At 68.5% G+C, this 21,563-nt stretch carries 17 protein-coding genes; 13 read left to right on the top strand and 4 right to left on the bottom strand.

Features of this window, described 5'->3' with window-relative positions; translation table 11 throughout:
- Positions 1-15: 15 nt before the first annotated feature.
- The gene (gene rhaD / locus BN423_RS05350; RefSeq protein WP_019239235.1) at positions 16-846 is read left to right on the top strand and encodes a rhamnulose-1-phosphate aldolase; all 831 of its coding nucleotides are present in this window, start codon (positions 16-18) and stop codon (positions 844-846) included.
- A gap of 95 nt (positions 847-941) precedes the next feature.
- Here rhaD and BN423_RS05345 read toward each other — a convergent pair whose 3' ends face one another.
- Positions 942-1,793, bottom strand: coding sequence for a sugar phosphate isomerase/epimerase family protein (locus BN423_RS05345; protein WP_019239234.1), 852 nt, complete (start codon positions 1,791-1,793; stop codon positions 942-944).
- 380 nt (positions 1,794-2,173) lie between these two features.
- Between BN423_RS05345 and BN423_RS05340 the strand changes: the two genes are divergently transcribed.
- The 6 genes from BN423_RS05340 to BN423_RS05315 all read left to right on the top strand — a co-directional run bounded on the left by BN423_RS05340 (position 2,174) and on the right by BN423_RS05315 (position 13,999).
- Positions 2,174-3,640 carry an MFS transporter gene (locus BN423_RS05340; RefSeq protein WP_019239233.1) on the top strand — a complete coding sequence of 489 codons (1,467 nt, stop codon included), beginning with the start codon at positions 2,174-2,176 and terminating at the stop codon, positions 3,638-3,640.
- Positions 3,641-3,810: 170 nt separating this feature from the next.
- Positions 3,811-6,096, top strand: a complete 2,286-nt coding sequence (locus tag BN423_RS05335; RefSeq protein WP_019239232.1) for a glycoside hydrolase family 2 protein — start codon at positions 3,811-3,813, stop codon at positions 6,094-6,096.
- Positions 6,097-6,242: 146 nt separating this feature from the next.
- A complete protein-coding gene (locus tag BN423_RS05330) occupies positions 6,243-8,501 on the top strand; it encodes an alpha-L-rhamnosidase (protein WP_019239231.1) in 2,259 nt (752 codons plus the stop codon).
- Positions 8,502-8,549: 48 nt separating this feature from the next.
- Complete coding sequence (locus tag BN423_RS05325; protein ID WP_019239230.1) at positions 8,550-10,805, top strand: glycoside hydrolase family 3 C-terminal domain-containing protein; 2,256 nt, start codon at positions 8,550-8,552, stop codon at positions 10,803-10,805.
- A 72-nt stretch (positions 10,806-10,877) separates the two neighbouring features.
- Entirely contained in the window at positions 10,878-12,203 is a 1,326-nt protein-coding gene (locus tag BN423_RS05320) for a glycoside hydrolase family 1 protein (RefSeq protein WP_019239229.1), read from the top strand.
- A 29-nt stretch (positions 12,204-12,232) separates the two neighbouring features.
- Complete coding sequence (locus BN423_RS05315; RefSeq protein WP_019239228.1) at positions 12,233-13,999, top strand: family 43 glycosylhydrolase; 1,767 nt, start codon at positions 12,233-12,235, stop codon at positions 13,997-13,999.
- On the opposite strand, the gene BN423_RS05310 is transcribed toward BN423_RS05315, so the two are convergent.
- Entirely contained in the window at positions 13,996-14,664 is a 669-nt protein-coding gene (locus tag BN423_RS05310; RefSeq protein ID WP_019239227.1) for a TetR/AcrR family transcriptional regulator, read from the bottom strand. The genes BN423_RS05315 and BN423_RS05310 overlap by 4 nt on opposite strands.
- Positions 14,665-14,826: 162 nt before the next feature.
- Here BN423_RS05310 and eda point away from each other — a divergent pair, with 162 nt between their 5' ends.
- The 3 genes from eda to nhaA all read left to right on the top strand — a co-directional run bounded on the left by eda (position 14,827) and on the right by nhaA (position 18,281).
- A complete protein-coding gene (eda, locus tag BN423_RS05305; RefSeq protein WP_019239226.1) occupies positions 14,827-15,468 on the top strand; it encodes a bifunctional 4-hydroxy-2-oxoglutarate aldolase/2-dehydro-3-deoxy-phosphogluconate aldolase in 642 nt (213 codons plus the stop codon).
- Positions 15,469-15,518: 50 nt separating this feature from the next.
- Complete coding sequence (locus BN423_RS05300; RefSeq protein ID WP_019239225.1) at positions 15,519-16,463, top strand: DHH family phosphoesterase; 945 nt, start codon at positions 15,519-15,521, stop codon at positions 16,461-16,463.
- Between the two features lie 276 nt (positions 16,464-16,739).
- On the top strand, positions 16,740-18,281 hold the full coding sequence (gene nhaA / locus BN423_RS05295; RefSeq protein ID WP_019239224.1) for a Na+/H+ antiporter NhaA: 1,542 nt from the start codon (positions 16,740-16,742) through the stop codon (positions 18,279-18,281).
- Between the two features lie 66 nt (positions 18,282-18,347).
- Here the strand turns inward: nhaA and BN423_RS05290 are convergent, their stop codons facing one another.
- Both BN423_RS05290 and BN423_RS05285 read right to left on the bottom strand, forming a co-directional pair.
- Positions 18,348-18,764: a hypothetical protein gene (locus tag BN423_RS05290; RefSeq protein ID WP_019239223.1), complete on the bottom strand. Its 417-nt coding sequence runs from the start codon at positions 18,762-18,764 to the stop codon at positions 18,348-18,350.
- 72 nt (positions 18,765-18,836) lie between these two features.
- On the bottom strand, positions 18,837-19,091 hold the full coding sequence (locus tag BN423_RS05285; RefSeq protein ID WP_019239222.1) for a hypothetical protein: 255 nt from the start codon (positions 19,089-19,091) through the stop codon (positions 18,837-18,839).
- Between the two features lie 264 nt (positions 19,092-19,355).
- On the opposite strand from BN423_RS05285, the gene BN423_RS05280 reads away from it, so the two are divergent.
- From BN423_RS05280 to BN423_RS05270, 3 genes are all read left to right on the top strand, one after another.
- Entirely contained in the window at positions 19,356-20,636 is a 1,281-nt protein-coding gene (locus tag BN423_RS05280; protein ID WP_019239221.1) for an aminotransferase class I/II-fold pyridoxal phosphate-dependent enzyme, read from the top strand.
- 86 nt (positions 20,637-20,722) lie between these two features.
- Positions 20,723-21,037: an STAS domain-containing protein gene (locus BN423_RS05275; RefSeq protein WP_019239220.1), complete on the top strand. Its 315-nt coding sequence runs from the start codon at positions 20,723-20,725 to the stop codon at positions 21,035-21,037.
- A 159-nt stretch (positions 21,038-21,196) separates the two neighbouring features.
- Positions 21,197-21,563 (top strand): Sec-independent protein translocase subunit TatA/TatB (locus BN423_RS05270; protein WP_019239219.1); only part of this gene is annotated, 367 nt, incomplete at its 3' end.

The following is a 21,563-nucleotide window of genomic DNA, read 5'->3' as shown; positions in this document are numbered from 1 at the left end:
GAAAGGATGACGCATATGAAGATGACCGACCTCCCCTTCGTGCAGGGGTTCGCACGCCTGTGCGACGACGGCTGGCATGAGGGCTGGCACGAGCGCAACGGCGGGAACCTCACCTACCGCCTGACCGATGAGGAGGCCGCCGAGGCGGCGCCATACTTCGACGCGGAGCCGCGCCCCTGGGTCAAGATGGGCGTCTGCGCGCCCTCCATGGCCGGCGCCTTCTTCATGGCCAAGGGCACGGGCTGCTACATGCGCAACATGAAGGACGACATCGAGGGCAACGCCGGCATCGTAGAGATCGGACCTGAGGGCGACACGTACCGCGTGCGCTGGGGCCTCACCATCGGCGGCAAGCCCACGAGCGAGTTCGAGAGCCACTTCATGAACCAGGCCGTTCGCTGCGCGCATGACGGCGGCGCCACGCGCGTCTGCTACCACATGCACGGCCCGGGGATCATCGAGATGAGCTTCCTCGTGCCGCTCGAGGACCGCGCCTTCACGCGCAAGCTCTGGCAGATGATGACCGAGTGCGTCGTGGTGTTCCCCGAGGGCGTGGGCGTGGTGCCGTGGATGGTGCCGGGCGGCCCTGCCATCGCGGACGCCACGAGCGAGAAGATGGAGTCCTACCGCACCGCCGTGTGGGCGCACCATGGGCTCTTCGCGACCGGCCGCGATTTCGACGAGGCGTTCGGCCTCGCGCACACGGTCGAGAAGGCGGCGCAGCTCTACGTGGCGGCGCGCGCGGCCAACGGCGGGTCGGACGACTTTTTGAACAAGATCTCCGACCAGGGGCTCCGCGACACCTGCCGCGACTTCGGCATCCAGATCAACGAGGCGTTCGCGTAAGGGCGCGGGCGCGTGCGGATAGCGAAACGGGCGGCGCCCCGACTGGCACATGGCCGGTCGGGGCGCCGCCTTCGTCGCGCTTCGGGGGCGGGCTCCTACTTCACGTGCTCCTGGAGCCAGGCGCCGCTGACCTCGAGGCTCTTGATGGGCGACTTATCTACCCAGTTCTTGTGCGTTTCGAGCACGATGGCGTCGACATCCACGGCGAGCGCCTGCTCGACGAGCTCCTCGAGCGGCATGTTGCCGCAGCCGAGCTCCATGCTGTCGGAGGTGAGGATGGGGGTCATCGACGGCCCCTCGATGCGTGTGCCGCGGTCGTTGATGTGGTAGAGCTTCATGCGGTCGCCCAGACGGCGCATGAGGCCGAGCACGTCCACACCCGCCTCGGCCGGCCAGTACGAGTCGAACTCGAAGTTCACGTACGCGGGGTCGGTCTGATCGATGAGCAGCTCGTAAGCCGTCATGCCGGGCGCGACCTTGCGAAACTCGCAGTTGTGGTTGTGGTAGAGCAGACGCATGCCCTCCTGGGCGAGGCGCTCGCCGCAGGCGTTGAGGTCGTGCGCGAGCCCCTCCACGGCGTCGCGGTCGGAATAGTCGAAGCGGTACATGCCGGTGATGACGCCCGTGGCGGTGCCGAAGCCGTGCGCCTGCTCGACGAAGCGCTCGGGATGCTCCTTGAGCGCGCCGAGGTTCGTGTGGAGGCTCACCACCTCGAGGCCGGCGTCGTGCACGAGGCGCGGCCAGCCGAGCTTGCCGCCCTTGCCCACGGGCATGCCCGCCGCGCGGGTGAGCGCGCGCACCACGAAGGGGGTGGGGGTGCACATGAAGTCGTTGAGCTCGATACCGTCGTAGCCGGCCGCGGCGATGGCGGCGAGCGCGGACGCCGCCCGCTCCTCGGTGCCGGCGACGCTTCCGATCATGATTTGCTGGACTGCGGTGCGAGCCATGGGTGTCCTCCCTCTGGAGCCGTGGGCGCGCCGCGCGGACGCGCGATCCCGCCCACGGTGCGACGGCGCGATGCCGCGCACGATACATTACATATGTAACTAATTGTACGCGTTGTACTCGGTGCGGGGGCGGGAATCTCGCACGCTTCGCCAATCTCTGCAAAACGCAAGCATTTTGCCATATTGAATAAGAAAATACCTGCGTATGCCCTAGGGAAGCATACCGTTCGGGGGATAGTTTCGACCGTTCGCGGAGCAATGGGGCATATCTGCGAACACTCGAATCCAAACGAATATCATTACACATGTAATCGTTACATTTGTAATGTAGCAGCGCGCCGCGATGGCTTCGCGGCGACGGGGATGAGAGAGGGATCCGTATGGCGCATACAAAGAGGGAAACGGCGAGCGAGGCGGACGGCGTCCAGTACCGGCATGCGAAGTGGTGGCAGATCGCGCTCACCATGATGTCGAACGGCATGTCCATGACGTTCTACTCGCTCATCACGCTCGTGAGCTACGCGGCGAACGTCAACTACGGCATCGCGATGGGCCTGGCGGGTGTGCTGCTCACCGGCTCGCGCGTGTTCGACGGCATCATCGACCCGTTCATCGCGCTCGTCATCGACCGCTACTCGGGCAAGTTCGGCAAGATCCGCTTCTTCACGGCCATCGGCTGGGTCATCCGCTCCATCGCGGCGCTCATGCTCTTCGTGTGGGCGAACGGCGGCGGCGTGGTGCTCTTTGTGGCGCTCTACCTCGTCTACATCGTGGGCAGCTCGATCTGCGACATCGCCGGCAACATGGCCTCACCGCTCATCACCACCGATCCGCGTCAGCGTCCCATCGTGGGCGTGTGGGGCACGCTCTATAGCTATATCGTGCCCATGATCCTCATGGTGGTCTCGAACGTGGTGCTCCTGCCCATGTTCGGTGGCGAGTACAACGCGCAGATGCTCTCGGCCTGCGCCCTCGTGTACGTGCCCATCTCGCTCGTGTTCATGCTCCTGTCGTTCGTCGGCGTCAAGGACATGGACAAGCAGGAGAACTTCGAGAACCTCACCGCCTCGGACGAGAAGGTGAGCCTGCGCGACATGTGGAGCCTGCTCAAGGATAACCGTCCCTTCCAGATGTACGTCCTGCACTGCGTTTCGGCCAAGCTCTCGCAGCAGACCATGAGCCAGGCCATCGTGTCCACGCTCGTGTTCGGCATCCTCATCGGCAACATCGGGCTCTCCACCATCGTGTCGGCCGTGACCTCGCTGCCCTCGATCATCTTCGCGGTGCTCGCGGGCAAGCTCGCCGGCAAGTACGGCAGCCGTACGATCGCCATCTTCTCGATGATCGTGGGCTCGGTGCTCTCCATCGTGGCCATCATCTACTGCTACTCCATCGACATGCTTTCCATCTCGCAGTCCATGGTGCCCATGGTCATCTTCTTCGGCCTGCTGTTCCTCATCAACGCCGCCAAGATGTGCATCACCACGGCCGATACCGCCATGCGCTCCGACGTGGTGGACTACGAGCTCAGCCGCTCCGGCAAGTACCTGCCCGGCGTGGTGACGGCCACCTACAACTTCATCGACCAGTTCATCAGCTCGCTCGGCACCACCATCGCGGCCGTGGGCGTGAGCCTCATCGGGTACGTGAACACCGCGCCGCAGCCCACGGATGCCCCGACGCCGGAGATCAAGGCCATGGGTCTCTTCCTCTACTTCGGCATCCCGCTTCTGGGTTGGATCATCGGCCTGGTGTCCATGAAGTTCTACACGCTCACCCGTGAGAAGATGATCGAGGTCCAGAAGGACATCAACGAGCGGAAGGCCGAGCTCGAGGCAGAGGCCTAACGGTTCGAACGGGGCGCGCCCGCTGTGGGTGCGCCCCTCCCGTCGATGGGTTGGTTGGGGACGTGTTCCTTCCAACCCCTTTTTTTGAGCGGGCTGTCCTGTGAAAAGGGGTTGGAAGGAACACGTCCCCAACCAACCCATGTTTGAGCAACCAACGAAGAAGGAGCGACATGCGTAGCATCGGGGTACTGAACAACGGCTGGACGTTCGTGAAGGATGCGACCGACGCCGCCGCGGCAGCGCTCGCCGCCCAGCGGGGCGCGGGCACGGCGGTTCAGCTTCCGCACACCTGGAACGCCGAGGACGGTGCCGACGGCGGGAACGACTACTACCGCGGCACCTGCTGGTATGTGCGCAAGCTCGCGCTGCCCGTGCTCGCGGCGGGCGAGGAGGCCTGGCTCGAGTTCGGCGGCGTCGCGATGAGCGCGCGCGTGTACGTGGACGGCGTGCCCGTCGCGGAGCACGAGGGCGGGTTCTCCACCTTCCGCGTGGACGCCACCTCCGCGATCGGGCAGGCGCGCGCCGCCGGGGCGGATGCGGTGACGATCGTCGTCTCGGTCGATAACAGCTCGAACGACCGCGTGTACCCGCAGTACGCCGACTTCACCTTCTACGGCGGCATCTACCGCGACGTGAAGCTCATCATCGTGCCCGCGACGCACATCGCGCTCGGCTACCACGGCGCGCCCGGCGTCCGCGTGACGCCCGAGGTGACGCTCGGGGGCGGGGAGGCGCCCGCCACGGCCGTGGTGACGGTCGACGCGTGGGTCGAGGGTCCCGCGACCGAGGCCACCCTCTCCATCGCGGGCGAGGCCGACGACGAGCAGCGCACCTGGAAGACGACCGTGCCCGTGGAGGCGGGCCACGCCCAGGCGGTCTTCCACATCTCCGCCGCGCGCCTGTGGGACGGCGTCGTCGACCCGTACCTCTACACCGCGACCGTGTCCCTGCCCGAGGGCGACCAGGCGTCCGTGCGCTTCGGCTGCCGCAGCTACGAGATCGATCCCGGCCGCGGCTTCATCCTGAACGGCCGGCCGTACCCGCTCCGCGGCGTCTCGCGCCACCAGGACCGCGCCGGCGCGGGCAACGCCCTCACGCCCGAGATGATGGCCGAGGACGTCGCGCTCATCCGCGAGATGGGGGCGAACACCATCCGCCTCGCGCACTACCAGCACGCCCAGGCCTTCTACGACCTCTGCGACGAGGCCGGCATCTGCGTGTGGGCGGAGATCCCCCTCATCACCATGCGCCTGCCGAACGGCGACGATAACGCGCGCTCCCAGATGCGCGAGCTCGTGCTCCAGAACTACAACCACCCGAGCATCGTGGTATGGGGCCTCTCGAACGAGATCACGGCCGCCTCGACGGTGAACGACGAGCTGCTGCAGCTGCACCGCGACCTCAACGACCTGTGCCACGAGCTCGACGCCACGCGCCCCACCACCATGGCGAACGTCTTCATGCTCGACACCGCCTCGCCCATCCTGGAGATCCCGGACGTCAACAGCTACAACCTGTACTTCGGCTGGTATGTGGGCGAGATGTCCGAGGCGGACGAGTTCTTCGACACCTACCACGCCACCTACCCGGACCGCGCCATCGGCTTCTCCGAGTACGGAGCCGACGCGAACCCGGCCTTCCATTCGGATGCGCCGCAGGCGGGCGACTACACCGAGGAGTTCCAGTGCCTCTACCACGAGCACATGCTCAAGATGATCGACGAGCGCCCGTGGCTGTGGGCGACGCACGTGTGGAACATGTTCGACTTCGCCGCCGACGGCCGCGAGGAGGGCGGGAAGGACGGCCAGAACCAGAAGGGCCTGGTCACCTTCGACCGCGCGATCAAGAAGGACGCGTTCTACCTGTACAAGGCGGCGTGGAGCGACGAGCCTTTCGTGCACGTGTGCGGCAGCCGCTACACGGACCGGCCGAGCGAGACCACCGAGGTGAAGGTCTACACCAACCAGCCTGCGGTCGAGCTCTTCGTGGACGGCGAGCGCCTGGACGGCAAGGCGGGCGGGCACGTGCTCGCGTTCGAGGTGCCGCTCGGCGCGGTGGGCTCCGAGCACGTGGTCGAGGCGCGCGCCGGCGAGCTGTGCGACCGCATCACGCTGCGTCGCGTGGCCGAGCCCAACCCGGCGTACTCGCTCGGCGCGGCGGCCCCGGTTGACAACTGGTTCGACGAGATCGTCATCGACCCGTCGTGCTACTCCATCAAGGACACGCTCGACGAGATCCGCCGCAGCCCAGAGGCGGGCGCGGTGCTCGACCGCATCATGGCCGAGGGCGCGTCGTCGCGCGGCGACGTGGCGACGAGCGTGAAGGACAACCCCGATCTGCAGCGCATGCTGGGCAAGATGACGCTCGAGTCGCTCTTCAAGCGCGGTGGCGGTACGACCGACCAGCTCAAGGGTATCAACGAGGTGCTGCAGCGCTTCAAGAAGGTGGAGGCGTGACGGGCGCGCCGGAGACGGGCATCGGCGCGCCGGCACAACGCCCCGTGCAAGCTATAGACGCGTGAGCCGGCCGGCGGCGGGGCCCTGCTGTCCCCGGGGTCCCGCCGCGCCGCGCCCGGCGATCGGCGAGAAATGGAGAGGTAAGGATGATGGGCAACGAGGAGACGGTGCAGGCGCTGCGCGCGGCCTTCATCACGACGGAGCGACCGTACCGGGAGGGCACGGTCGAGGTGTTCGAGCAGGCCATCGAGGCCGGCCTCGCGCCGGTGGTCGAGGCGGAGCTCGCCATCACGGCGCTCGGCATGTACGAGGCGGAGCTCGACGGGCGCAAGCTCGGCGAGGCGTTCCTCACGCCGGGCTTCACCTACTACCCCTACGACCTGCACTACCAGGTCTATGACGTCACCGATGCGCTCGCCGCTTGCGCCACCCTGCGCGTGTACCTGGGCCAGGGCTGGTACTGCGGGCGCTTCACCTGCGAGAACGAGACCCAGATCTGGGGCGAGCGCCCGGCCGTGTCCTGGGTGCTGCGCATCCGCTACGAAGACGGCACCGAGCGCTGCCTCACCGCGCGCGACGCGGACGTCGCCGCCGTGCCGAGCCCGTACGACTACGCCGGCCTCTACGACGGCGAGGTCTACTGGGCGCGCGGCGCCGCGGGCGAGTGGCCGGACGCGCCCGCGGTGTTCCCGCCCGTGCCCTTCGAGGGCGCGCTCCCCGAGGCTATCGAGCCGAGCACGACGTCCGTCACCCTGCACGAGACCCTCGAGCCCCAGCAGGTGACGGAGCGTGCCGACGGCACCACCATCGTCGACTTCGGTCAGAACATGGCCGGCATCGTGGAGATCGACCCCGCGCTCATCGAGGGCGCGGCGCTCACCGTGCGCCACGGCGAGCTCTTGAACCCCGACGGCAGCCTCTACACCGCGAACCTGCGCACCGCCCGCGCGACCATCGTCTACCACAAGGGCGAGGAGCGGGGCACCTGGCGGCCGCGCTTCACCTACATGGGCTTCCGCTACGTGGAGCTCTCCGGCACGCCGTGGCGGCCGGGGCTCGTCCGCGCCCGCGCCCTCTACACCGACATGGCCCGCACGGGCACGTTCAGCTGCGGCGACGAGCGCGTGAACCGCCTCTACGAGAACCAGCTCTGGACGCAGCGCTCCAACTACGTCGAGGTGCCTACCGACTGCCCCCAGCGCGACGAGCGCCAGGGCTACACGGGCGACGGCCACGCCTTCGCGCGCACCGCGGCGTACAACTACGACACGGAGGCGTTCCTGGAGAAGTTCCTGAAGGACGTCCGCATGAGCCAGCGCGACAACTCCGAGGGCTACGTGGCGGCGAGCGTGCCGGCCACCGGCCCTGCCGGCGTGGGCTTCGTCGGCATGCAGGAGTGGGCGAGCGCCGACACCATCATGCCCGAGCTCATCTACGACCAGTTCGGTGACCGCACAGCCTTCGAGGCGCAGTACGACAGCATGCGCGCCATGGTGGACTGCAAGCTCAAGCACGCGGGCGACGCCGGCCTGTGGTTCGGCGTGAACCTGGGCGACTGGCTCGCCCCCGGCCACGACATCGCGTGGGCGGCGCAGCACAACGCGCCCGTGTCGTGCGCCTTCATGGTGAACGACCTGCGCATCATGGTGCGCGCGGCCGAGCTTTTAGGCCACGATGAGGACGCGGCAACCTACCGCGGCCACCTGGAGCGGGCGCACGGCGCCTACCGCGCGGCGTTTCTGGACGAGGACGGCCGCCTGAAGGACTTCTACCAGGGCGCGGCCGTGATGGCGCTCGTGCTCGTGCTCGACCGCGAGCGCGACCAGGGCGCCTGGCAGGCCGTGTTCGCGCAGCTCGTGGACGACGTGCGCGCGAACGGCATGCACACGGGCTTCTACGCCACAGCGCACCTGCTGCCCGTGCTCGTGGAGGGCGGCGAGGAGCGCCTGGCCTTCGACGTGCTCTTCTCCACGGACTGCCCGGGCTGGCTCTACCAGGTCGAGCGCGGCGCCACGACCATCTGGGAGCGCTGGGACGCCATCCGTCCGGACGGCACGGTGAACGAGGAGCGCACGAGCGACCAGTCGAGCGAGAACATGGTCTCGTTCAACCACTACGCCTTCGGCAGCGTGGGCGAGTTCCTGTACCGCTACGTGCTGGGCATCCGCCCGCTCGAGCCCGGCTTCACCTCCGTGCTCATCGAGCCGCACGTGGACGCGCGCCTGGGGCACGCCGAGGGTATATACCGTTCGCGCGTGGGCGAGATCCGCGTGGCGTGGGAGCTCGCGGCGGACGGCGCGCTCTCCGTCGAGGTCGAGGTGCCCGCACCCGCCGTCGTGCGCCTGCCGGACGGCACGGAGCACGAGGCCGACCCCGGCTCCCACCGTTACACCGTCCGCCTGTGACGCGTGCCTGCCATCGGAGCCCGCGCTTCCGTCGAAGAGGAGGAACCCATGGACATCAAGGAGATCATGGAGCAGATGACGCTCGAGGAGAAGGCCGAGGTGTGCTCGGGCGGCGATTTCTGGCACACGCGCGCCTTCGAGCGCCTGGGCGTGCCCGCCGTCATGATGACCGACGGCCCGAGCGGCCTGCGCAAGCAGGGCGAGGGCGGCGACCACCTGGGCATGCTGGAGAGCGTGCCGGCGGTGTGCTTCCCGTCCTCGGCGGCCGTCGCCTCGAGCTTCGACACCGCGCTCGCCGGCGAGCTCGGCGCGGAGCTGGGGGAGGAGTGCCAGGCGGAGGACGTGGCGCTGCTGCTGGGCCCCGGCCTCAACATCAAGCGGAGCCCCCTGTGCGGCCGTAACTTCGAGTACTACAGCGAGGACCCGGTGCTCGCCGGCGAGATGGGCGCCGCGCTCGTTCGCGGCGTGCAAAGCCGCGGCGTGGGCAGCTGCATCAAGCACTTCGCCTGCAACAACCAGGAGACCGGGCGCATGGTGAGCGATAGCGCGGTGGACGAGCGCACCCTGCACGAGGTCTACCTCGCACCCTTCGAGACGGTGGTGAAGCGGGCGCGCCCCTGGGCGGTCATGTGCGCCTACAACAAGGTGAACGGCACCTACTGCGCCGAGAACCGCCTGCTGCTCACGGAGATCCTCCGCGACGACTGGGGCTTCGACGGCATGGTGGTGACGGACTGGGGTGCGGTGAAGGACCGCGCGCTCGGCATCCGCGCAGGCCTCGACCTCGAGATGCCCGGCGGCACCGACCGCGGCACGAAGCAGATCCTCGCCGCCCTCGAGGACGGCAGCCTCACGGAGGATGAGCTCGACCTCGCGGTGGAGAACGTGCTCTCGTTCGTGGAGAAGGCCCAGGCGGGTTCGCGCGCGGTCGCACCCGACCTCGAGCGCGGGTACCGCCTCGCCGTGCAGGCGGCGGAGCGCTCGGCGGTGCTGCTCAAGAACGAGGGCGGCGCCCTGCCGCTCGCGGAGGGCGCGCCGGTGGCGTTCATCGGCGACTTCGCGCACGACCCGCGCTACCAGGGCGGCGGCAGCAGCCATGTGAACAGCGCGAAGCGCTCGAACCCGCTCGAGGCGGCGCCCGCGGGCGTCGTGTTCGCCCAGGGGTACCGCGAGGCGGACGAGGAGCCCGACCGCGCCCTCATCGACGAGGCGGTCGCGGTGGCGCGCGCGGCCGATGCCGCGGTCGTCTTCGCCGGCCTGCCCGAGCGCTACGAGAGCGAGGGCTTCGACCGCACCACGCTCGACATGCCCGCCGCCCAGAACGCGCTCATCGCCGCCGTGGCGGCCGCGCAGCCCCGCACCGTCGTGGTGCTCCTGAACGGCGCCCCCGTCACGATGCCCTGGGCGGATGACGTCGCGGCGATCCTCGAGATGTACCTGCCGGGCGACGGCGCGGCCGATGCCGCGGTGAGCCTGCTCTACGGCCGTGCGAACCCGTCGGGCAAGCTCGCCGAGACCTTCCCCATGAAGCTCTCGGACAACCCGTCGTACCTCAACTTCCCCGGCGAGGACGACTGCACGGAGTACCGCGAGGGCGTGTTCGTGGGCTACCGCTACTACGACGCCAAGGAGCTGCCCGTGCGCTACCCGTTCGGCCACGGCCTCTCCTACACGACCTTCGCCTACAGCGACCTCGCGCTCGACGCGGACGCCTTCACCGAGGGCGGGGAGCTCACCTGCGCGCTCACCGTCACCAACACGGGCACGTGCGCGGGCGAGGAGGTCGTCCAGCTCTACGTGGCCCCGCCCGCCGGCATGCGCCGCCGCCCCGTGCGCGAGCTCAAGCGCTTCGCGAAGGTCGCGCTCGAGCCGGGCGAGAGCACGCGCGTCGCGTTCACGCTCGATGCCCGCGCGCTCTCGTACTACGAGCCGCTCCTGCACGCGTTCTTCGCGGAGAGCGGTGCGTACGGCATCGAGGTCGGCGCGTCGAGCCGCGACATCCGCCTGAGGGCAACCGTGGCCTTCACGGCGACGCGCAGCCTGCCGCGCGCGTTCTCGGCGCACTCGACGCTCGCCGACATCATGGCCACGCCCGCCGGCGCGCAGGTGTTCGGCCCCGTGCTCGAGCGCATGGTGGCGGGCGCGCTCGGGGCCGCGGGCAGCGATGACGTCGAGGGCACGCGGGCGATGCTCGCGGGCATCCAGCTCTCGTCGCTCGTGGGCTTCGGCATGATCGGCGAGGAGCAGCTCGACGGCCTGATCGCGCAGCTGAACGCGGCGCAGGCCGCGGCGCAGACGGAATAACCGACGCCCGGGCGGGCAGGGTGCCCGTCCCGGAAGACGGCGCGGCCCCGGGCCGCACATAAAGGAGGAACCATGCTACCCAAGGATTTCATACTCGGCGCGGCCTCGGCCGCCTACCAGGTCGAGGGCAACAACGTGCACAGCGACCTGTGGCTCATGGAGCAGATGCCGCACACCACGTTCTCGGAGCCGTCGCTCGACGCTTGCGACCACTACCACCGCTACGAGGAGGACATTCGTCTCGCCGCGGCGGCGGGGCTCAACGCCTACCGCTTCTCCATCGAATGGGGCCGCATCGAGCCCGAGGAGGGCGTCTTCGACGAGGCGGAGGTCGAGCACTACCGCGACGTCATCCGCTGCTGCCGCGCCAACGGCGTGGAGCCCGTCGTGACGCTCCACCACTTCAGCAGCCCCATCTGGCTCATCCGCAAGGGCGGCTGGGACGCCGAGACCACCCCGGCCGATTTCGAGCGCTACGTGCGCCACGTCATGGAGCGCCTGGGCGGCGAGCTCTCGTTCGTGTGCACCATCAACGAGGCCAACATGGGCCTGCAGATCGCCCGCATCGCCGAGCGCTACGCCCAGCAGGCGCGTGAGGCGGCCGCCGCGATGGCAGCCGCGTCCCAGACCGCGGAGGCGGGCGGCGCGGTGGACGAGTCGCAGGTGCAGATGGGCCTCAACCTCAAGAAGATGATGGAGAACCAGCAGCTCCAGAAGGCGGAGAACAAGGAGGCGTTCGGCACCGAGGACCCGCAGACCTTCCAGAGCCCGCGCTCGCGCCACAGCGACGAGGTGGTGTGCGAGGCGCACCGCCGCGCCCGCGCGGCCATCCGCGAGCTCTGCCCGCACGTGAAGGTGGGCCTTACCCTCAGCCTGCACGACCTGCAGCCCGTGCCCGGCGGCGAGGCGCTCGCGGCCGAGGAGTGGGCGGACGAGTTCACCCACTACCTGCCCGTGATCGAGGGCGACGACTTCCTGGGCGTGCAGAACTACACGCGCACGCGCGTGGGCGCCGAGGGCGACCTGCCCGTGCCCGAGGGCGCCGAGGTCACGCAGATGGGCTACGAGTTTTACCCGCAGGCGCTCGAGCACGTGCTCCGCGCCGTGGCGAAGGAGTGGACGGGCGACATCATCGTGACGGAGAACGGCATCGGCACGGACGACGACGCGCGCCGCGTGGCCTTCATCGACGAGGCGCTCGCTGGCGTGGAGCGCTGTCTGGGCGACGACATCCCCGTGAAGGGCTACTTCTACTGGTCGCTCATGGATAACTTCGAGTGGCAGAAGGGCTACTCCATGCGCTTCGGCCTCATCGCGTTCGACCGCGCCACGCAGGAGCGCTCGCCCAAGCCGAGCCTCGCGCACCTGGGCGCCTATGTAAAAAAACCCCTGGGGTAATTTTACGTGTTGCACGAAGGGAAGACCGTATGACAAGGACGTTTTGCAACCCGCTCGACCTGCCGTATCGCTACCAGGACAAGATCGCCCCGGGCAAGCAGGCCGAATGGCGCTTCCGCGAGGCGGCGGACCCCACGGTGATCGCGTGGGAGGGCTACTACCTGCTCTTCGCCTCCATGAGCGGCGGCTTCTGGTACTCGACCGACCTCATCACCTGGGAGTTCAAGGCTACGCCCGAGCTTCCCATCGAGGACTACGCGCCGGATGTGCGCCTCATCGACGGCACGGTGGTGTTCTGCGCGAGCAAGCGCGGGCAGCTCTGCACCTTCTTCGCGAGCACCGACCCCGTGCACATGCCCTTCGAGCCCGTGGCCACGACCATGGAGTTCTGGGACCCCGACCTCTTCCAGGACGATGACGGCCGCATCTACCTCTACTGGGGCTGCACGAGCACCGAGCCCGTGTGGGGCATCGAGCTCGAGCGCGGCACCTTCGCACCCATCGGCGAGAAGGTCGCCGTGGTGCCCGAGTGCGAGGCGGAGCACGGCTGGGAGCGCAAGGGCGAGAACAACCACCTCGAGGAGCCCAAGACCGAGATGGAGCGCATGATCCGCGCGCGCACCGGCACGAAGCCCTTCATCGAGGGCGCCTACATGACCAAGCACGACGGCCGCTACTACCTGCAGTACGCCGCGCCCGGCACCGAGAACAATGTGTACGCCGACGGCGTGTACGTGGGCGAGAGCCCGCTCGGCCCCTTCACCTACCAGGCGTGGAACCCCTTCTCGTCGAACCCGGGCGGCTTCATGCAGGGCGCGGGCCACGGCAGCACCTTCCAGGACGCGCACGGCAACTGGTGGCACGCCTCGACGATGCGCATCTCGGTGAACGAGAAGTTCGAGCGCCGCGTGGGCCTCTTCCCGTGCTACTTCGACGCCGACGGCACCATGCACTGCGACCAGCGCCTCGCCTGCTACCCGCAGGTGGTGCCCGAGGGCGCGCGCGCCTACGACGAGGCGGCCGAGCCCGCGTGGATGCTGCTCTCAAAGGGCGCAGGCGTCGCGGCGAGCGCGTCGAGCGCCGAGGAGGGCCACGAGCCGGGCCTCGCTGCGGACGAGGACTGCCGCACCTGGTGGGCGGCCGCGGCCGGCGACGCCGACCCGTGGGTCATGCTCGACATGGGCGCGGCGCGCGAGGTCCATGCGATCCAGGTGAACCTCGCCGACCATGCGATCCCGGCTTCCGACACGCCGGAGGAGGAGTTCGTCGATTCGGGCGCCTTCTTCAAGCGCATCATCACGGTCGAGGACCAGCCCGCACGCTACCTGCTCGAGGTCTCGGCCGACGGCGCGGCGTGGGAGCCCGTGCTCGACCTGCGTGACGGCGCCGCCGACCGCCCGCACGCCTACGTGGAGCTCGATGCGCCGGTGAGCGCGCGCTATGTGCGCGTCTCGCACCTCACGGCCCCGCTCGGTGGCCGCGCGGCGGTGAGCGGGATCCGCGTGTTCGGCCGCGCCGCGGGCATCGAGCACCCGGCCGCCGTCGAGTCCGTGCGCGCCGCGCGCACCGAGGGCGGGCTCTCGGCCGACCTCGTGTGGGAGCCGGTGCCCGGCGCCCAGGGGTACATCGTCCGCTACGGCCTCTCCCCGCAGGCGCTCTACGGTAGCTGGGAGCTCACGGACGGCTCGCTCGGCATGCACACCCTCACCACGCTGAACGCCGGGGAGGGCTACAGCGTGCGCATCGATAGCTTCAACGAGGCGGGCGTGACGCCCGGCGTGCCCGTGAGCTGCTAGCGCCGCTCGGCCGGCTGGGCGTCTTGCTGCGCCTCCGCGGAGACCTTGCCCATGACCGACCACATGATGTTCGACACATCGTGGTAGGAAGCATCGAACGTGCCGCCCACGTGCAGGGCGGCCCTGATGACGGCCTGCGCCATCTCGTGCGCGGGCCGTTTCATCCCGTCGAGGATCCACGTGAAGATGATCGAGAACGTGCCGCCCCAGGAGTAGGTAATCACGTCGAAGGTGTCCTGCGTCGGCGCGATGGATCGCTCGGAGCGGATGACCTGCTCCTGCGTGGGCAAGCTGTTCAAGACCCACAGGTACCCGAAGAACGGCGACAGCAGGTCGCGCTCGCGGAGCAGGTCGAAGAGCCGCCGGTGCTCGAGGAACTTCTCGAACACATGCTCCACGATGCTGACGCCGCTGTTGCCCTTGCCCATGAGGGGCGCGATGGCGCGGTATGTGCTTTGGTAGACCTGCTGCGCGAAGAGCCCGAGCACGTCCTCGATGGCGTCGAAGTGCCGGTAGAACGTGGGGCGCGACACCCCCGCCCGCTCGCAGAGCTCCTTGATGGTGACCTCGCTCATGGGATGCTCCTCGAGCATGCCGAGCAAGGCGTCGCCGATGGCCACCTGCGCGGCTTCGTTTCGCTTCGATTGATAGACGCGGTATGCCATGGCGGTCTCCCGATACGCTCAGATTCCATATGTAATTGTAAGTATACCGCGTCATTCCATATGAGCCCCGCGCGTCCGTCCCTTTTGCACGCGGGCACGCTAAACTAGAGGGCAGTAGAGTGTGCCGGCTCGCCCGGCACGGGTTCCGAGGAAGGAAAGCTCATGTTCGAATCATTCTATGAGAAGCTCGAGCAGCTGGGCATCGTGCCGGTCGTCGTGCTCGACAAGGTCGAGGACGCCGCGCCCCTCGCGCATGCCCTCATGTCCGCAGGCATGGAGTCCGCCGAGGTCACGTTCCGCACCGCGTGCGCGGCCGATGTCATCCGCGCCATGAAGGCCGCCGAGCCCAAGATGTGCGTGGGCGCGGGCACCGTGCTCACCATGGAGCAGCTCGCCGAGGCCATCGATGCCGGCGCCGAGTTCATCGTGAGCCCCGGCTTCGACGAGGAGATCGTGGCGGAGTGCATCGACAAGGACGTGCCGGTGCTGCCCGCCTGCGTCACTCCGAGCGAGATCATCCGCGCGCTCAAGTTCGACCTGCACGTGACGAAGTTCTTCCCGGCCGCGCAGTACGGCGGCCTCGACACCATCAAGGCGCTCGCCGCGCCGTTCGTGGGGCACCGCTTCATGCCCACCGGCGGCGTGAGCACCAAGAACGTCGAGGAGTACCTCTCTTGCCCGTCGGTCATCGCGTGCGGCGGCACCTGGATGGTGAAGCCCGCGCTCTTCGCGGACGGCGACTTCTCCGAGGTCACGAACGAGGCCGCGGCGGCCATGGCCATCGTGCGCCACGTGCGCCGCTAGCGCCGCGCGCCGTCCCCGTCTGGATACACATCGCTTAAGGAGAAACGTAAATGAGCAAGGTTCTCGTCTTCGGCCATCAGAATCCCGATAACGACGCCATCATGTCGTCCGTCGTGCTCTCGCAGCTGCTGAACCAGGTCGGGTTCGGCGGCAACGAGTACGAGGCGTGCGCGTTGGGCCCGCTCCCGGCGGAGTCCGCGAAGCTCCTCGCCGAGGCCGGCGTCCCCGAGCCGCGCCAGCTCGACGCCATCGAGCCCGCTGCGGAGGGTGAGGACGCGCAGCTCGTTGTGCTCACCGACCACAACGAGCCCGGCCAGTCCGTCGTCGGCCTCGAGAACGCCACGATCTATGGCGTGGTGGACCACCACCGCTTCGGCAACTTCACCACGGCCGCGCCGCTCCACATCGTCGCGCTGCCCTGGGGCTCCAGCTGCACCATCGTGGCGAAGCTCTTCGAGGTGCTCGGCCAGCAGCCCACGGACACCCAGGCGAAGCTGTTGCTCTCGGCCATGATGACCGACACGCTCATGCTCAAGAGCCCCACCGCCACCGATGTGGACGCCGCCGTGGCCGCGAAGCTCGGCGAGCAGCTCGGCGTCGACCCGGTGAAGTTCGGCATGGAGGTCTTCCTCAGCCGCCCGTCCGGTTCGTTCACGCCCGAGCAGATGGTGGGCAACGACATCAAGCTCTTCGAGGTGGGCGGCACGCAGCTGCTCATCGGCCAGTACGAGACGGTCGACAAGACCCGCGCGCTCGGCATGATCCCCGAGATCCGCGAGGCCATGCGCGCCTACCAGGCCGGCAAGGGCGCCGACGGCATCGTGCTGTGCATCACCGACATCATGGAGGAGGGCAGCCAGGTGCTGCTCGAGGGCGACACCGCTGCCGCCCAGAAGGGCCTCGGCATCGAGGACGTGGCCGAGGGCGTGTGGATGCCCGGCGTGCTCTCCCGCAAGAAGCAGGTCGCCGCACCGATCCTCGCCGCCGCCGAGTGAGTCATTGGGGACGTGAGTCATTGGGGACGGGTTCAATTGACTCACTGATAAAAAGGTGTCAGTCACCTTTTTATCACCGGGCGCTGCCCGGGGTCGGCCGCATCTGTGGATTCCCTCTGGATGCGGGCGCCGGAGCCCGTTGAATCGCCACGGCAGTGGTAACAATAAGAGCAAGGTGGGGCGTCTGGGCAAGGCGCCCCTTTTTGTTGCGAAGGTTTGCAAGCGGGGAGCGGCGGGTCGTCGCGTCCCGGCACGACGGAAGGAGCGCGCACGCGCATGGCTCAGAAGCGGACGACAACCGAAGGACGCGCGGCTGCGGGGGCGGTCGAGCGCAAGGTCCTTGTGCGCAAGCCGGGTCGTGCCGCCTCCGCATCGGAGCCGGGGAGGGAGCGCCTGATGAGCCCCCTGCAGCGCAGCCGCCTGGAGCGCCGCGGCACCCTCGAGGCCATCACGGGCAACGGCGTCATCTCCGCGTGCGTCATGATCCTCGCGGCGGTGGCCGCGGTCATCTGCGCGAACACGGACCTCTACTACCCGCTCCACGAGTGGTTCGCCCAGCCGGTGACCATCGCCATCGGCGGCTGGGAGTTCTCGCTCACCTTCGAGCTCTTCGTGAACGACTTCCTCATGGCGATCTTCTTCCTGCTCGTGGGCATCGAGCTGAAGTACGAGATGACGGTGGGCGAGCTGCGCCAGCCGCGCCAGGCGCTTTTGCCCATGCTCGCCGCGGTGGGCGGCGTGGTGCTGCCGGCGGCCATCTACGTCGTGGTGAACCGCGGCGGCGCGGTGTACGGCTGGGCCATCCCCATGGCGACGGACATCGCGTTCGCGCTCGGCGTGCTCTCGCTTTTGGGCAGCCGCGTGCCGCCTGCGCTCAAGGTGTTCTTCTCGACGCTCGCCATCGCGGACGACCTGCTCGCCATCGCGGCCATCGCGCTCTTCTACGGGCACGCCCCGCAGCTGGGCTGGCTCGCGGCGGCGGCGCTCGTCACGGCGGGGCTCGTGTTCCTCAACCGGCGGCGGTTCTTCGGCGTGGCGCCCTACCTCACGCTCGGCCTCGTGCTGTGGTTCTGCCTCTTCCAGAGCGGCGTGCACGCCACGCTCGCCGGCGTGATCCTCGCGTTCACCATCCCCGCGCGCTCGGACATCAACGCGCGCGCCCTCGTGTCCTGGGTGGAGTCGAAGCTCCCCGACCTCGATGAGCGCTTCGACGCCGAGGCGCACATCCTGGGCCAGCACGACTTCACGCACGCCGTCACGCGCGTCGAGCGCGTCATGCACCGCGTGACGCCCCCGCTCCAGCGCCTGGAGCACCGCATCGCGGCGCCGGTGAACTTCATCATCCTGCCGCTTTTCGCCTTCGTGAACGCGCAGGTGCGCCTTGTGGGCGTGGACATGCTCGCGCTCGCGGTGGACCCGGTGGCCGTGGGCGTGTACCTCGGCATGCTTTTGGGCAAGACGTTCGGCATCCTCGGCGTGACGTACCTCATGGTGCGCGCCGGCCTGGCGGAGCTCCCGAAGGGCGTGGGCTGGCGGCACATCGCCGGCATCGGCATCCTGGGCGGCATCGGCTTTACCATGTCGATCCTCATCGCGGGGCTCGCGTTCACGGAGATTCCGGCCGAGCTCCTCGCCGCGAAGACGGCGATCCTTGCCGGTTCGGTCTCGGCGGCGGTCATCGGCCTCGCGTTCATGACCTTCGCCTGCCGCGGCGACGGGCCGCGCGAGGAGGCCGAGGCCGCGGCGCCCGGCGATGCGCAGGCACCCGGCAATGCGCAGGCGCCCGACGCCCCGGCGGTTCAGGCAGGCGCCGAGTAATCAGCCGATCAACCGCATCAACAGCGCATGGGAGACGGGAGCCGCGGCCCCCGTTTTCATCCCGGGCTATCCCAAGCGCGTCAGGCGGTCGCGCAGCGCCTCGACCTGGCCGATCGCGCCGTCGACCTGGCGCTTCGCCTCCCCGATCTGCGCCTGCACGTACATGTCGAGAAACGCGTTGTCGAAGAACATGTCCGCGAAGGAGAGAAAGCCGCTCGTGTCGATGTCGAACGCGTCCGCGTGCTCCACGTCGCGCACCTCGCGCGCGAGCGCGCGGAGCGCCTCGCGGGATGCCTCGAGCTCCGCTTGCGCCTCGCTCATCTTGCTGCGCTTGATGTAGGACGTGAGCATCCCGCCGGCGAAGATGTCGAAGAGCCCCCAGTTGCCCGCCGACCCCAGAAGGTCGCGCGCCCGGTACAGGTGGTCGAGGGCGGCCTCGGCGGCCTGGATGGCCTCGTTGCGCTCGGTGAGGAAATCTGCCATGACGTGCTCCTTCTCGCGGTGAGCCGACGGTTGGGCGGACGGGGCGCTCGCTTCGAGCGGGCGGCCGCGCGCCTATTCGACCGTCCCGTACATGCTGCCCCAGCCGTGCGCGGCGAGGGCGGAGTTCAGCTGGTCGCAGAGGCGCTGGCGCTCGTAGGCGCCGGGCGGCAGGAGGTTCACGATCTCGAGCAGGTCGGGGTCGAGGTCGAGCACCTCGGCCTGCATGATGAGGTCGAGCCGGTCGATGACCTGCCGGGTCGCGAAGAGCCCGTCGACGAGGCTTTGCAGCTCGCCGAAGGCCTCGGCTTGAAACGACGTCTGATCCATGGCGGCCTCCTTGCATGTAAAAGCCCCATGTAAAATAACCCCAGGGGTATTTTTACATTTTCGGGTGCGGTCGGCCTGTAAGATACCCGTGGGGCAATGTAAAAATACCCCTGGGGTAATTTTACATGGCTCGGATCGCCCGCACCCCATGCTATTACTATGTTACGCGTTTCGCAGCGCCGCGCGCCGGCCCGCCGAGTCGGTATACTGTCCCAGAACACCATCACCGTGCGCGGCGGCTTTCCCGCGCGGCAGGAGGCATGCATGCAGACGATGTACCAGCAGATGGAGACCGAGGAGCTCAAGGCAGCTATCGAGCAGCTCGAGCGCGAGGTGGAGGAGACGCGGGCCAAAGGGCTCAAGCTCGACATGGCGCGCGGCAAGCCGAGCCCCGAGCAGGTGGGCATCTCACGCCCCATGCTCGACATCCTGAACAGCGACTCGGACCTCACCGACGAGGGCGTCGACTGCTCCAACTACGGTTGCTTCGAGGGCATCCCCTCGGCGCGCCGCCTGGCGGGCGAGTTCATCGGCGTGCCGCCCGAGCAGACCATCGTGCTCGGCTCCTCGAGCCTGAACATCATGCAGTCGATCCTCATCCACTACTGGGAGAAGGGCGTGCCCGGCTACACGCCGTGGAGCAAGCTCGACCATGCGAAGTTCCTGTGCCCCGCCCCCGGCTACGACCGCCACTTCGGCATCACGGCGGACCTGGGCATCGAGAACATCCCCGTGCCCATGACCGAGACCGGCCCGGACATGGACGTGGTCGAGCGCCTGGTGGCCGAGGACGATTCCATCAAGGGCATGTTCTGCGTGCCGAAGTACTCGAACCCCACGGGCGTCACGTATTCCGACGAGACGGTCCGCCGCCTCGCGACCATGCAGGCCGCGCCCGACTTCCGCATCGTGTGGGACAACGCCTACGCCGTGCACGACCTCACGGACGAGGGCGACGTGCTCGCGAACATCTTCGACATCGCGCGCGAGGCGGGCAACGAGGATCGTATCCTGGGCGTCGCCTCGACCTCCAAGATCACCTTCCCCGGCGCCGGCATCGCGTTCTTCGGCTCGAGCCCGTCGAACGTGGCCGAGGTCGCGAGCACGCTCAAGGTGGGCCTCATCAGCGCGAACAAGCTCAACCAGCTCATGCACACGCGCTTCCTGCCCGACCTCGACGCCGTCCGCGCCCACATGCGCAAGCACGCCGAGTTCCTGCGCCCGCGCTTCGCGGCGGTGGAGCGCAAGCTCACCGAGGGGCTCGAGGGTACGGGCTGCGCCACGTGGACGCATCCCAACGGCGGCTACTTCGTGAGCTTCGACGGCCCCGAGGGTTCGGCAAAGCGCATCGCCGCGCTCTGCGCGGAGCTGGGCGTGAAGCTCACGCCGGCGGGCGCCACCTGGCCGTACGGCAAGGACCCGCACGACACGAACATCCGCATCGCCCCGACCTACCCGAGCGTGGAGGAGCTCGAGGCGGCGCTCGACGTGCTCGTCCTCGCGACGAAGCTCGTCTCCGCCCAGCTCGCCCTCGAGGAGCGCTAGCGCGGGCGGTACCGCCCCTCCCTCCTCGGCTAGAGCGGCCCTGCCGCATGCGATTCCGGCTAACCCCGAGCTAGATTGGAACCATCATGGAACTTGCGATCACCACCTCCGCCTCGCCCGAGCGCTACGTCATCGGCGTGGACGGCGAGGTCGACATCTCGAACGCCTCGAAGCTGCGCGACGCTATCGACCTGGCGCTCGAGCAGCCGACCGAGGAGGTCTGCCTCGACTTCGAGCACGTGGCCTACATCGACTCGACGGGCATCGGCGTGCTCGTGGGCGCGGCGCACCATGCGGAGGAGCATGGCAAGCGCTTCGCCGTCGTGAACGCGCAGCCGGGCGTGATGCGCGTGGCGCAGCTGCTCGGCGTCGATGCGGAGATCGGCATCACGGCCGCCTAACGTCCATGGGGCGTGGGCGGGCTTGCGTTCACGCTCTGTAAAGGCATCGTCAGCCTTCTTCCCCGCGCCCGCGGAGGCGGTATACTTTTGCGGTTATCGCATGGTGCCGCCCGTCGCCGCTGCGGCTTCGGCGCGCGTCCATAGTTTCGGGAGGTTTTCGTGTTCGGAATCGGACAAACCGAGTTCATCATCATCATCGTGTTCGCGTTCCTGCTGTTCGGGCCGGATAAGCTGCCCCAGGCGGGCAAGACGATCGGCCGTGCCATCCGTCAGTTCCGCGAGACGCAGCAGAAGGTGACCTCGGTCGTGCAGACCGAGGTGATCGACCCCATGGCCGCCGCGGCGAGCGCCTCCACGCCCTCGAAGCAGGCCGCGGTCGACGAGGATGCGGATGCCGATGCGCCCGCCGACGCCGCCGCGAAGGCCCCGGAGGCGCGCAAGGAGACCTTCGCCGAGCGCCGCGCGCGCCTGGCGGCCGAGAAGGCCGAGCGCGAGGCGGCTGCGGGAGCCGCAGATGGGGCTGCCG

This window comes from Enorma timonensis (assembly GCF_000321165.1).
In the GTDB taxonomy this organism is placed as follows: domain Bacteria; phylum Actinomycetota; class Coriobacteriia; order Coriobacteriales; family Coriobacteriaceae; genus Enorma.
The sequence above is the reverse complement of the archived record's forward strand: the minus strand, read 5'-3'. Positions and strand labels throughout refer to the sequence as shown.